The following is a 12975-nucleotide window of genomic DNA, read 5'->3' as shown; positions in this document are numbered from 1 at the left end:
CCGTCACGGCCGACTGTCACGGCGAAGCCCGCCGGAGCCCGCCGGAGCCCGCCGGAGCCCTACCGCGGCTCCGGCGGGCGCTGGCGCGGCATGTTCGGGCGGGGCGGCGGGGTGAGGGGGAAGCGGCCAGAGGGGTGGCCGGTCTCCGGGCGGGGCTGGGGTGAGGCGAGGGACTGCATCACCAGCGGCGCCGGGCCGGAGCGGAACTCGACCATCCAGTCCGCCGTCTCGGCCCGTACGAGTTCGGTGATGTCCTCCGAGAAGCGCCGCAGCACGCCGAGGCACCGCTCGGCCGCCTCGCTCGCCGTGCCCTCGGTCGGGCCCAGCACCTCGCGGACGCTCTCCGACGCCCAGTCGAACTGAAGGGCCTCGAGCCGGCGCTGCACCGCGTGGGCCGTGGCGACCCCCCTTATCCAGCCGGACGTCAGCCCGAAGTACCGGTCGCAGGCCAGGCAGGCCGCGGCGAGCAGGAGCGAGAGATAGCCCCAGGTCGCGGCGCCCGCCAGCACGTGGGTCAGATCCAGGAGCGGCAGCGCGGCACCCGCCACCGTCCCCAGGGCCGTACCGGCGCGCAGCACGCGGGCCCAGCGGCGCTTGCGGGCCCGGTCGGAGAGATACCAGTCCGCGGTGCGCAGCGCGTTCGCCTCGACCCAGCGGTACAGCTCGTCGAGGCGCTCGGCCGGCTCGCCCCAGTCCCCCAGGGGGAACGGCCGTCCCGTGAGGTCCCCGTGTCCGTCCTGCTCCGAAGGGCTCCCGTTCCGCTTCGGGGCGCTTCCGTTCCGCGAGACCTCGCTCTCCTCCCGGGCCGACCCCCCAGGCTGCATCTCCGGCTGGCTCACCGGGGCACTCCTCTGCGCTCTGCGTGACTGGTCTGCCTGACTGCACTGCGTGGCAGCTCTGCGTGACTGCGTACGTAACCGTGCTAACCCTGCGTGACAAGAGGTGCGCGCGTGGGTACTGGTGTGCATGGTCTTCCTACCGCCGAATGGTGGGCCGCGGGGGCGAAATCCCGGTATTTCCGCCCGCATGAGCGTCTTGATCAGATAGAGGAAGGACGGTCGTTCTCACTCGAAAGAGTTGATGCCGACCGGGCAGGGCGAGCCGCCCCGTGACCACGTAGGCTCGGTTTACCGAACAATCGTCGTCGAAATGCCAGGAGTGACCGTGATTCCCGGTGGTGGCCAGCCCAATATGCAGCAGTTGCTTCAGCAGGCCCAGAAGATGCAGCAGGATCTCGCCCGGGCGCAGGAAGAACTGGCGGCGACCGAGGTCGAAGGCCAGTCGGGCGGCGGTCTCGTCAAGGCGACCGTGACGGGCTCCGGGGAGCTGCGTGCGCTGGTCATCGACCCCAGGGCGGTCGACCCGGAGGACACAGAGACCCTCGCCGATCTCGTCCTCGCGGCGGTCCAGGCCGCGAACGAGAACGCGCAGCAGCTGCAGCAGGAGAAGCTCGGACCGCTCGCCCAGGGTCTCGGCGGCGGCAGCGGGATCCCCGGTCTGCCCTTCTAAGCCGCAGGCGGACCAACTACCGTAACCATCGAAGCAATCCCGGAGAGGCGTTCCGTTGTACGAAGGCGTGGTTCAGGACCTCATCGACGAACTGGGCAGGCTGCCCGGCGTCGGTCCCAAGAGCGCGCAGCGGATCGCCTTCCACATCCTCCAGGCAGAGCCGACCGACGTCCGCCGCCTCGCCCATGCCCTTCTCGAGGTGAAGGACAAGGTCCGCTTCTGCGCCGTGTGCGGCAACGTCGCGCAGCAGGAGCAGTGCAACATCTGCCGGGACGCACGCCGCGACCCGGAGGTCATCTGCGTGGTCGAGGAGCCCAAGGACGTCGTGGCGATCGAGCGGACGCGTGAATTCCGTGGCCGCTACCACGTTCTGGGCGGCGCGATCAGCCCGATCGAGGGTGTCGGCCCGGACGACCTGCGCATCCGTGAACTGCTCGCGCGGCTCGCGGACGGCGCGGTCACCGAGCTGATCCTGGCGACCGACCCCAATCTCGAGGGCGAGGCCACCGCCACGTACCTGGCGCGCATGATCAAGCCCATGGGGCTGAAGGTCACGCGCCTCGCCAGCGGACTTCCCGTTGGCGGCGATCTGGAATACGCCGATGAGGTCACGCTCGGGCGTGCCTTCGAGGGGAGACGACTTCTCGATGTCTGACGCAACGCTCCACTCCGCCACACAGGACCCGGACGACTTCGCGGTCCAGATCGCCGACTCGATCGAGAGCTTCATCGTGGCGACGAAGGAAGTGGCCAGGGGCGACGAGCCCGACAGCGCGGTGCCGTTCCTGCTGCTGGAGATCTCCCAACTGCTCCTCGCGGGCGGCCGGCTCGGCGCGCACGAGGACATCGTCCCGGACGAGCGCTACGAGCCGGACACGGGCCCGGACCCTGACGTGGACGAGCTGCGAGAGCGGTACGCGGTGCTGCTGGACCCGGTCGACGTCTTCTCCGAGGTCTTCGACCCGTACGAGCCCCGTAAGGCGCCGGTCCCCTGCCGGATCTCGGACAACCTCGCGGACATCGTCACCGATCTCGGCCACGGCCTCGCCCACTACCGCGCGGGCCGCACGTCCGAGGCGCTGTGGTGGTGGCAGTTCTCCTACTTCTCCAACTGGGGCCCCACCGCGTCGGGGACCCTGCGGGCACTGCAGTCCCTCGTCTCCCATGTCCGCCTCGGCCAGCCGCTCGAGGAGCTGGACGGCCTGGACACGGACGAGGACGTCACGGAGGACGACCTCGCCGAGCAGGCGGGCCGTGTGATGGCCGAGGAGATCGCGAGGCCGCTGGGGCTGCGGAAGGTGCGTACGGCGGGGTGATCCCCACGGCGGGGTGATCCGCACGGCGGGGCGGTCTGTACGGCGGGGCGGTCCGTACAGCGGAGTGGTCCGTAGGGCGGGGTGGTCCGTACGGCGGGACGGTCCGCACGGCGTCGGCGATGCCGATATCGCTGCCGTGGCTGAAGCGATATCTCCCGCCTGGTCACTCGGCCTCGTCCGCGCTGTACGTTGACGATCCTTCGATCTTCAACTTACGCGCGTCACGGCGCGTCCTGCGGGGAGTGGCCACGTGAGACGAACGCACCGAGTGCAGGGGCTGCACAGAGCAACCGCCGTCGCCGCGATCGTGGCGACGGCGCTGCTGTCCGGCTGCGGCCCGGAGGCGTCGCCGACGAAGGCGGCTGCGGCAGCGGCCTCTCCCTCGCCGAACCCGGTGCTCCCGACCTCGCCGCGGCCTTCACCGTCCTCGTCGGCGCCGCAATCGGGTCCTTCCAATGCCGCGGCCAAGTCTTCGGTGCCGGCCACGCCCACGCCCTCCCGGAAGCCGTCCGCGCCCCCGAGGCCGACCGTGGTCAGCATGTTCGCGTCCACCGGCGGCGGCCGTATCGATCTCGTAAGAGCCGGTGCCGCCAAGGAGTTCACGGTTCACGTCCACAACGGCAACACACGCGCCTACGACGAGATCGCCGTCGCCTTCCAGATGGAGATCATGGAAGGCACGGGCGAAGGGCCCGCCCCCGCCCGGAACGGTCTCGTGCTGGAACGCCGCGACCCCGCCACCGGCCGCTGGGCACCTGCCGAACTCCGTGTCGCCAACGATGTCCAGCCCCCTTGGCTCACGCCCGCGGGCACCCCGCTCGCCCGCGAGGCCGGCCGCGTCGAACACTTCCGGCTGCGTGCCGCGGGGAACGCGCCGGCCGGCTCGATGCCCCTGATGATCAAACTGGTGGACACCGCGGCCGCCGAGGACGCCCCGTACGACGCCGCCGTGCCCGTCCGCACCTCACTGATGGTCGGCGTGCGCGGCCGGTGAGGACCCGAACCAGGTCAGTACGGTGCGGACCTGCGCCCGCAGCCAATGATGGGCAGGGTCCGCGTCATTGCGCGCCGGCGCCGCCGTGTGAGGCGGAGCCGCGCGGGGCCGAGCCCCGCGTGGAGCCGACGCCCCGCCTGGGGCCGGGCGCGTCTCCGGCCGACGTGAGTGACGCCACATTCGGCGTGCCCGGGCTCGCACCGGGCAGGCACGGTCTGGACGAGCCAGGGAACGCCCCGCCCGCGGAAGCGTGGGACAGCGCGGGTTATCAATGCGTGAGCGGGACATCTCACGATGCGATACACGGGGGGCGTTCCCGGCTCGCTCGTTAGACTGAGCCGACCGCAGTAATGACTGCGGCAGAGACTGAGCGAGGAGCGCACGTGGGCCTTGTCGTGCAGAAGTACGGAGGTTCCTCCGTTGCCGATGCCGAAGGCATCAAGCGCGTCGCCAAGCGGATCGTCGATGCCAAGAAGAACGGCCACCAGGTGGTCGTCGTGGTCTCGGCGATGGGCGACACGACGGACGAGTTGATCGATCTCGCCGAGCAGGTATCCCCCATCCCTGCCGGGCGTGAATTCGACATGCTGCTGACCGCCGGGGAGCGGATCTCCATGGCCCTGCTGGCCATGGCGATCAAAAACCTGGGCCACGAGGCCCAGTCCTTCACGGGCAGCCAGGCAGGCGTCATCACCGACTCGGTCCACAACAAAGCGCGCATCATCGATGTCACGCCGGGCCGGATCCGCACCGCGCTGGACGAGGGCAACATCGCCATCGTCGCAGGCTTCCAGGGTGTGTCCCAGGACAAGAAGGACATCACCACCCTCGGCCGTGGCGGGTCGGACACGACCGCCGTCGCGCTGGCCGCCGCGCTGGACGCCGAGGTCTGCGAGATCTACACCGACGTCGACGGCGTCTTCACCGCCGACCCGCGGGTCGTGAAGAAGGCCCGCAAGATCGACTGGATCTCCTTCGAGGACATGCTGGAGCTCGCCAGCTCCGGCTCCAAGGTGCTGCTGCACCGCTGCGTCGAGTACGCACGCCGTTACAACATCCCGATCCATGTGCGCTCGTCCTTCTCGGGGCTGCAGGGCACCTGGGTCAGCAACGAAGCACACTCCGAGCAAGGAGCCCGCAAGGTGGAGCAGGCCATCATCTCCGGTGTCGCCCACGACACCTCAGAGGCGAAGATCACCGTCGTCGGCGTGCCGGACAAGCCGGGCGAGGCCGCCGCGATCTTCCGTGCCATCGCGGACAACGAGATCAACATCGACATGGTGGTGCAGAACGTCTCCGCGGCGTCCACCGGTCTGACCGACATCTCCTTCACCCTCCCGAAGACCGAGGGCCGCAAGGCGATCGACGCGCTGGAGAAGACCAAGGGCGCCATCGGCTTCGAGTCGCTGCGCTACGACGACCAGATTGCGAAGATCTCCCTGGTCGGCGCCGGGATGAAGACCAACCCCGGTGTCACCGCGTCCTTCTTCGAGGCGCTTTCCGACGCGGGCGTGAACATCGAGCTGATCTCGACCTCCGAGATCCGCATCTCGGTCGTCACGCGCGCGGACGACGTCAAGGAGGCCGTCCAGGCCGTCCACACCGCCTTCGGTCTGGACAGTGACTCCGACGAGGCGGTCGTCTACGGAGGCACCGGACGGTGAACCACAAACCGTCGCTTGCGGTCGTCGGTGCCACCGGGGCCGTTGGTGCGGTGATGCTCCAGATCCTGTCGCAGCACAAGGACGTCTGGGGCGAGATACGGCTCGTCGCCTCGCCGCGCTCGGCCGGCCGCAAGCTGGCTGTGCGCGGTGAGGAGACCGAGGTCGTCGCGCTCTCCGAGGAGGCGCTGACGGGTATGGACGTCGCGCTGTTCCTGGTTCCGGCCGATGTGGCCGCGCACTGGGCGCCGGTGGCCGCGGCCAAAGGCACGGTGGTCGTGGACAATTCGGCCGCTTTCCGGCTGGACCCGGATGTTCCGCTCGTCGTGCCCGAGATCAACCCGCATGCCATGCGGGTCCGTCCGCGCGGCATCGTCGCGAGCCCGGGCTGCACCACGCTGGCCATGATCGTCGCAATCGGTGCGCTGCATGCCGAGTTCGGCGTGGACGAGCTCGTCGTGTCCGCGTACCAAGCCGTGAGCGGCGCCGGGCAGATCGGCGTCGAGGCGCTGCGCTCCCAGCTCGCGCTGGTCGCGGACACGGAGCTGGGCACGAACCCCGGTGACATACGCCGTGCCGTCGGCGACGGCATCGGCCCCTTCCCCGCCCCCATGGCGCTCAACGTCGTGCCATGGTCCGGGATGCTCGCGGAGGACGGCTGGTCGTCCGAGGAGCTCGCCATCCGCGCCGAGACCCGGAAGGTCCTCGACCTGCCCGAGCTACGGGTCTCCGCGACCTGTGTACGTGTGCCGGTCGTCACGACGCACTCCGTGTCCGTGCATGCCCGCTTCGAGCACGAGGTGAGCGTCGAGCGTGCCCACGAGATCCTGGCGACCTCTCCGGGCGTGGTGCTGTGCGACGACCCCGCTACGGACGAATACCCGACGCCTGCCGATGTGGTGGGCACGGATCCGACGTGGGTGGGGCGTGTGCGGCGGAACCTGGACGACAGCCGTGGGCTCGAACTCTTCGTGTGCGGCGACAACCTGCGCAAGGGCGCCGCGCTGAACACGGCCCAGATCGCCGAGGCCATCGCGGAGACCCTGGGCGGGACGAGGAACGGGACCCTCGGCGGGGGGACGCTCAAGGCCGTCGACGGGTCCGTGGACGGGTCCGCCGGCAGGAGCGGCGGGGTCCTCGCGGGGGAGTGCTGAGCACTGCCCCTCGGCGGGCTTTGTAGGATCTGTGAACACCCTGTGGGCAAGTCGCTTGCATGTACCACTTGTACTGCGGTGGTGGCATGTTCGACGATGCTTTCCCGCCATTCTGCAACCGGCAGTTGGGCGGGGAGCGTCTTTGCGGTCGCCCCTCCACGGTGCCGCGATAAACGGGGCATTCGGGAAGAGCGGGTACGCATGAGGGCATACGGTGCATCGTCAAAAGCGGTGGTGTGCGCGTACAACCCTGACGGGGGGAAGCGTGTCCAACAGGCGTGGCAGAGGTACTCGACATCACAGCGGTCATCCCGGTCCGCGGCGGCACGGTCGTGCTCCCGCCCCGCGCCGTCGGCGTGGCACCGGTGCACGGCGCCGCAGTGCGTCCGCTCCGTCGGCCCCGCGCGGCCGGCGGCATGCCGGTGATCGCTCCCATGCCTGCCGCACGTCCCACCCGCATACCGTCCCAGCGCGAGGGCGCTGACGACACGATGGCTGCGGGTACCACCGTCGACCACCTCACCGAGACCTACCGCGCGCACTACCGGTCGCTGCTCGGCCTTGCGGCACTGCTGCTCGACGACACCGCGTCCTGCGAGGACGTGGTCCAGGAGGCCTTCATCCGGGTCCACTCGGCGCGCAACCGCGTCCGGGACCCGGAGAAGACCCTGGCGTACCTGCGGCAGACCGTCGTCAATCTGTCGCGCTCCGCGCTGCGCCGCCGGATCCTCGGGCTGAAGCTGCTCTCCAAGCCGATGCCCGACATGGCGAGCGCCGAGGAGGGCGCGTACGACCAGCTGGAGCGGGACGCGCTGATCAAGGCGATGCGCGGGCTCCAGCGGCGCCAGCGCGAGGTGCTCGTCCTGCGGTACTTCGCGGACATGACGGAGGCTCAGGTCGCCGAGACGCTCGGCATATCACTGGGCTCGGTGAAGGCGTACGGCTCGCGTGGCATCGCGGCGCTGCGCGTCGCCATGGGGGCCCCGGCATGAACGGGCGTGAGCACGACCACGGACTCGGGCCGGATAGCGAGCCCGGGCAGCACCGTGGGCAGGACACTGAGCTGTACGGGCCGGACGGGCCGTTGAACGACCGGACTGGGAACGCAATGGTGAACAACGGGCCACTGGACGGTATGCGCGAGAGGCCTGACCGCGATCGGGACGACAGTCCCGGCGGCGACGCACGGAAGTCACCGGATGGCGGCACGACGCCGTCACCGCGCGGCAAGGCGCACGGAAACGACGCCACGGGAGCGGAAGCAGGGGCGCGGAGCGACGCGCCGCGAGGTGACGCTCAGGGAGGCGCTGCCGGGGGCGACGCCGCCACCGGCGCCGACGCGCTCGCCGCCGCGCTCGGCGGCGACATCTTCGCAAGCAGTGCCTTCGCAAGGGGCACCTCGGGAGACGACGCCTCGGGAAATGACGCGTTCGGCGGCGACGAGCCGGCGCTGCGGCGGATGCTGCACAGCGCCGTCGAGGACCTCGCACCCTCCGAAGGCGCCCTGGACCACCTCCGCAAGGCCGTACCCGCACGGCGCGCCCGTAAGCGCCAGGCCCTCGTCGGCGTGGCGGCCTCGGTGATCCTCCTCGGCACGGCGGTGCCCGCTTTCGTCCATGTGGCGAACTCCGGGGCTCTCTCGGACGCCAGGCCCGTCAACGCCGGGCACGGCGAGCAGGCCCAGGGCGGCACCGGCACCGAGACCGGTGACGACGGAGGCGACAGGGAGGACTACAGCCCCTCCGGCGAGGAGCCCGGCACCCCGGGCACGTCCGGCGAGTCGGTGCAGCCCGACGAACCGGGCAGCGCGACGGCATCCCCTTCACCGGGCGCCCCGGCCGACATCGCGGACAGCATCCCTGCCGCGACACCCACCTGCGAAGCCGCCCAGCTCGGCGTCGACGGGACGGAGCTCGGTGCGCCGGACCCCGAGGGCAAGGTGTACGGCACGTTCCGCATCGCCAACACCTCCCGTACGAGCTGCGCGGTCACCGGCGCCGGTTCGGTCGAGTTCCAGGCGGCGGGCGCTGCCGACCCCGCGAAGATCAGCGTGGTCGACCACACCGCGGGCGACCCCGCGACCGGACTTCCCGCCCCGGCCCTCCAGTCCGGCGCGGTGCTGCTCGAGCCGGCAACGTCGTACGAGGTGAAGTTCGCCTTCGTTCCGTCGGACACCTGCCCCACCACCGGGGCCTCGCCCGACCCGACGCCCTCGGACGGGGGCTCGTCGGGCACGACCGACGGCACGGCGGCGGCGACGGACGCCGAGCCGCAGCTCGTCACAGAGGACGGCGGAACGGCGGACGGAAGCATTTCCGTCTCGCACACCCCGGAGGCCGGAGCCCCCAAGGCGGAGGCGACGATCCCGAACGCCTGCTCCGGCACCATCTACCGCACCGGCGTCCTGCACGCGTCCTAGCCCGGTTCCTCGGCTCAGTAGCGGATCCTCGGCGGGGGAGGAGTGCCGGGGCGGCCCGCGGACGGCGCGGCTCACCGCCGCGCCCACCCCGTCCGCCCCGCGGGTCGACGAGGGAGTCGCCGCACGGTCCGTCAGGTGCCGAGCCTCATGCGTCGAGCCTCAGGTGCCGAGCCTCATGCGTCGAGCCCGAGCGCCGCGTCCCTCACGGCCTCGGCCTCGCGCCGTACGAAGCGGAACCACATGAAGACCACGAAGCCGACGAACGCGAACCACTCCAGCGTGTAGCCGAGGTTCTGGAACGCCTTCAGATCGAGCGTGCTGCCCTGCGGCGCGGCGGCCGGCACCGGCTTCATACCCTCCGGCGCGGTGGTGAGCGTGATCCACGCGTCGTACACCTCGCCCGGTACGAGATTGACCAGCGACGCCGCGCTGATCATGCCCAGCCGGTCGCGCGGCAGCCCACCCGCGGTGCGCACGCCGTCGGTGCCGGTCGTCTCGGAGGCCTGCAGGGCACCGGTCACCGTCACCTCACCGGTGGGCGCGGCGGGTGCCTTCGCCCCGGCGGGCAGCCAGCCCCGGACGACAGGAAGGGCCTTGCCGTCGCCGGTGCGCAGGAGCGTCAGCACATACGAGCCGCGCTCTCCGTCCAGTTGCCGCTCCGGCACAAGGAACTGCTCCCCGTATCGCCCGGTCGCCGTCGCGTGCCGGCCGGACGTGTCCTTGCCGACGGGCAGCAGCTCGTCGAGCGGCACGGCGACCTGCTTGCCCGGGTCGGGGCGCTGCTCTGCGGCCTTGTGCGTGTCGACACGGTCCTCGAACCGGCCGAGCTGCCAGGTCCCCATGAAGATGCAGAAGGGGATGCTCAGCACGACGAAGAGATGGATGCCCCACCAGCGGGGAGTCAGCAGGAACCGGTACACCCCTCCACGGTACGGAACGCCCCCCTTGCCCCGGTCCTCGGGGCCTCCACCTTCTGGGCCGCGTCGTCGCGGTCACCGGCCCTCGGGGCTGCCGGGTCCCGACGCGGCCTGGCACCCCTGAGGACCGGGAACCGGTCCGGCGGCTATCCCAGATGTCTGGCGGCGAAGTCCAGCTCCAGCCGCACCTGCTTGATCCGCTCCTCCACCACCAGGGAGCCGTGCCCCGCGTCGTACCGGTACACCTCGTGCACCGCGCCACGGGCCCCCAGCCGGTCCACATAGTTCTCGACCTGGCGGATCGGGCAGCGGGGGTCGTTGACCCCGGCCGAGATGTAGACGGGCGCCTTCACCGCGTCCACATACGTCAGTGGCGAGGACGCCGCGTACCGTTCGGGGACCTCTTCCGGCGTGCCGCCCATCAGAGTGCGGTCCATCGCCTTCAGGGCCTCCATCTCGTCGTGGTACGCGGTGACATAGTCCGCGACCGGCACCGCGGCCAGTCCGAGCGCCCACGCGTCCGGCTGCGTCCCGAGCCCGAGCAGCGTGAGATATCCGCCCCAGGAGCCTCCCGCGAGCACCAGCCTCGCCGGATCGGCGAGGCCCGAGGCAACGGCCCACTCGCGCACCGCCGCGATGTCCTCCAGCTCGATCAACCCGACGCGGTGCTTGAGCGCATCCGTCCACTCCCGGCCGTACCCGGTCGACCCCCGGTAGTTGACCCGCACCACCGCATAGCCGTGATCCACCCAGGCCGCGGGCCCGGCCGCGAACGCGTCACTGTCGTGCCAGGTCGGGCCACCGTGGATCTCGAAGACCGCCGGGAACGGGCCCTCGCCCTCCGGCCGCTGCACCAGGGCATGGATGCGGCCGCCAGGCCCGTCCACCCACACGTCCTCCACGCCCACGGACCCGGGCGCCTTCATTCCCGGAGGATCCAGTACCTCACGGCCCGTGGTGGAGCGGACCTTGGGCGGGTGAGCCGCGGACGACCACACGTACTCCACCGTCCCGTCCGGCCGGGCCGTGGCACCCGAGACGGTCCCCGCCGGAGTCTCCACCCGGGTCAGCTCACGCGACACCGGATCGAAGCGCCACAGCTCGCTCCGGGCCTCGAAGCTGTGCCCGATCAGCAGCGCGGAGCCGTCCGGATACCACTCGGCGCTCACATCGCCGGGCAGATCGATCGCCAGGTCGGTCTCCTCGCCCGACGCCACGTCCCACAGCATCGGCTCCCAGCGCCCGCGCCGCTGGTGGCCCACCAGCAGCCGGGTGTCCCCGGCGACCGGTGCGAAACCGAGCACCTCCAGGCCGAGCTCCACCGAGCCCTCCTTGGTGTCGTCCAGCTCGGCCACCGCCGTGCCGTCGAGCCGCACGACGCGCAGCGCCGAGTGCATCGCGTCACCGTGCTCGGTGTGCTCGATCGCGATGAGCGTCCCGGCGTGCGAGAGATCGCCGACACCTGCCGACTCGCGGTGCCGGTAGATCTCGACGGGCCGCTGCCCCGGCCGTACGACATGGATCGTCGTCCCGTCCTCGTCCGTCGAGCGGCCCACCACCGCCGTGCCGTCCCGCCCGAGCGCCAGCCCCGCCCCGTACGAGGCCTCGAGGCCCGGCGCCGCGGGCTCGTCGGCCCCGCCGCCGAAGGGCTGCCGCATCCATACGCCGAACTCGTCCCCGTCCCGGTCCGAGAACCACCAGACCCATTCACCGTCGGGTGTGAGCACGCCGTCCGTCGTCCCGTTCGGCCGGTCGGTCACCTGGCGCTGCTCGCCGGTGGCGCGATCCCATGCGTACAGCTCGTACGTCCCCGTCGCGTTCGACACGAAGAGCGAGCGGTCAGGGGCGTCCTCGGCCCAGTCGGGCAGGGAGACGCGCGGTGCCCGGAAACGGCGCTCCCAGGCGGGCATGTCCGACGCGGCACCCGGAACGGACTGCGGCGTGGACTCGGTGATCTCAGTCATGCCCCCCATTCTGCGCCGCCCCGCCAACAATCCGTTCGCGTCGTCCGCAGCCTGTGGATAACCTCCCCGCCGACCGTGAGGACGGCGGCGCGTCGGGCTGCGTCAGGCTGCGTCAGGCGCGCCCGGGCACGGGTGGCGCGGCCGCTATCGTGGCGGGACCGGCTTATGCCGCTCAGCGATTCAGAGGCTCGGCGGGCACCGGTTCACTGCACACAGGAGCGATCGCGGGAGGCCACGCGTGCCACGTCCGGTCACCATCGTCACGGGCGGCAGCAGAGGCATCGGCGCGGCGACATGTGTCCGGCTGGCGGCCGACGGACACGATCTGGCCCTGGGATACGTCAGCAACAGCGCAGCCGCCGAGGCGACCGCGGACGCCGTACGCGCGGCGGGGGGACGTTGCGTCGTGGTGCGGGCCGACGCCTCGGAAGAGGCGGACGTGGAGCGCCTGTTCGACTTTGCGGCAGCCGAACTGGGGCCGGTGACCGGCTTGGTCAACAACGCCGGCGTGACCGGCCCGCTGACCTCGCTCGCCGATGCCCGCACCGAGGATCTCCGCCGGGTCCTGGACGTGAACCTGCTCGGCTACCTGCTGTGCTGTCGAAGAGCCGCCAGGGACATGGCAGCGCAGGGCCACGGCGCCATCGTCAATGTCTCCTCAGCCGCCGCCACCCTCGGCAGCCCCGGTGAGTACGTCCACTACGCGGCGACCAAGGCCGCCACCGATGCCCTGACCGTCGGCCTGGCCAAGGAACTCGGCCCCCACGGCATCAGGGTCAACGCGGTCGCCCCCGGCACCATCACCACCGAAACGCATGCCGCGATGGGCGACCCCGACCGGCCTGCCAGGATCGCTGCCCTGACACCTCTAGGACGCCCCGGCGAACCGTCGGAGATCGCCGGCGCCGTCTCCTGGCTCCTGTCGGCCGACGCCTCGTACACCACGGGCACGGTTCTGCGGGTCGCCGGCGGTCGCTGAACACAACGTTGGGACCAGGCCCTGGCTGCTGCCGGGTATGGCATGGTCGGGCCATGCCTGTT

Annotated in this window: 12 protein-coding genes; 9 read left to right on the top strand and 3 right to left on the bottom strand. The window is 71.1% G+C overall.

Going from position 1 to position 12975, the window contains the following annotated elements; genetic code table 11:
• Positions 1-59 precede the first annotated feature (59 nt).
• On the bottom strand, positions 60-839 hold the full coding sequence (locus tag ACFU5O_RS22570; RefSeq protein ID WP_384243200.1) for an SLATT domain-containing protein: 780 nt from the start codon (positions 837-839) through the stop codon (positions 60-62).
• 325 nt (positions 840-1164) lie between these two features.
• Here ACFU5O_RS22570 and ACFU5O_RS22565 point away from each other — a divergent pair, with 325 nt between their 5' ends.
• The 8 genes from ACFU5O_RS22565 to ACFU5O_RS22530 all read left to right on the top strand — a co-directional run bounded on the left by ACFU5O_RS22565 (position 1165) and on the right by ACFU5O_RS22530 (position 9053).
• Positions 1165-1509 (top strand): YbaB/EbfC family nucleoid-associated protein, encoded by a 345-nt coding sequence (locus ACFU5O_RS22565; protein WP_384243273.1) that lies wholly within the window; start codon positions 1165-1167, stop codon positions 1507-1509.
• A 55-nt stretch (positions 1510-1564) separates the two neighbouring features.
• A complete protein-coding gene (recR, locus tag ACFU5O_RS22560; protein ID WP_384243197.1) occupies positions 1565-2164 on the top strand; it encodes a recombination mediator RecR in 600 nt (199 codons plus the stop codon).
• Positions 2157-2825 (top strand): DUF5063 domain-containing protein, encoded by a 669-nt coding sequence (locus ACFU5O_RS22555; RefSeq protein ID WP_384243196.1) that lies wholly within the window; start codon positions 2157-2159, stop codon positions 2823-2825. The genes recR and ACFU5O_RS22555 overlap by 8 nt, the downstream gene beginning before the upstream one ends.
• A gap of 538 nt (positions 2826-3363) precedes the next feature.
• The gene (locus ACFU5O_RS22550; RefSeq protein ID WP_384243194.1) at positions 3364-3819 is read left to right on the top strand and encodes a hypothetical protein; all 456 of its coding nucleotides are present in this window, start codon (positions 3364-3366) and stop codon (positions 3817-3819) included.
• Between the two features lie 383 nt (positions 3820-4202).
• The gene (locus ACFU5O_RS22545) at positions 4203-5483 is read left to right on the top strand and encodes an aspartate kinase (RefSeq protein ID WP_384243193.1); all 1281 of its coding nucleotides are present in this window, start codon (positions 4203-4205) and stop codon (positions 5481-5483) included.
• A complete protein-coding gene (locus tag ACFU5O_RS22540; protein WP_384243190.1) occupies positions 5480-6634 on the top strand; it encodes an aspartate-semialdehyde dehydrogenase in 1155 nt (384 codons plus the stop codon). Before ACFU5O_RS22545 ends, ACFU5O_RS22540 begins: the two co-directional genes overlap by 4 nt.
• 278 nt (positions 6635-6912) lie before the next feature.
• The gene (locus tag ACFU5O_RS22535) at positions 6913-7626 is read left to right on the top strand and encodes a SigE family RNA polymerase sigma factor (RefSeq protein WP_384243188.1); all 714 of its coding nucleotides are present in this window, start codon (positions 6913-6915) and stop codon (positions 7624-7626) included.
• Positions 7627-7769: 143 nt separating this feature from the next.
• Positions 7770-9053: a hypothetical protein gene (locus ACFU5O_RS22530; protein ID WP_384243187.1), complete on the top strand. Its 1284-nt coding sequence runs from the start codon at positions 7770-7772 to the stop codon at positions 9051-9053.
• A gap of 173 nt (positions 9054-9226) precedes the next feature.
• Here the strand turns inward: ACFU5O_RS22530 and ACFU5O_RS22525 are convergent, their stop codons facing one another.
• Positions 9227-9973 (bottom strand): SURF1 family protein, encoded by a 747-nt coding sequence (locus ACFU5O_RS22525; RefSeq protein ID WP_384243183.1) that lies wholly within the window; start codon positions 9971-9973, stop codon positions 9227-9229.
• 143 nt (positions 9974-10116) lie between these two features.
• Entirely contained in the window at positions 10117-11934 is a 1818-nt protein-coding gene (locus ACFU5O_RS22520) for a prolyl oligopeptidase family serine peptidase (protein ID WP_384243181.1), read from the bottom strand.
• A 238-nt stretch (positions 11935-12172) separates the two neighbouring features.
• On the opposite strand from ACFU5O_RS22520, the gene ACFU5O_RS22515 reads away from it, so the two are divergent.
• Positions 12173-12913 carry an SDR family oxidoreductase gene (locus tag ACFU5O_RS22515; RefSeq protein WP_384243178.1) on the top strand — a complete coding sequence of 247 codons (741 nt, stop codon included), beginning with the start codon at positions 12173-12175 and terminating at the stop codon, positions 12911-12913.
• Positions 12914-12975 lie beyond the last annotated feature (62 nt).

The organism is Streptomyces sp. NPDC057445 (genome assembly GCF_042802855.1).
Classification (GTDB): domain Bacteria; phylum Actinomycetota; class Actinomycetes; order Streptomycetales; family Streptomycetaceae; genus Streptomyces.
The sequence above is the reverse complement of the archived record's forward strand: the minus strand, read 5'-3'. Positions and strand labels throughout refer to the sequence as shown.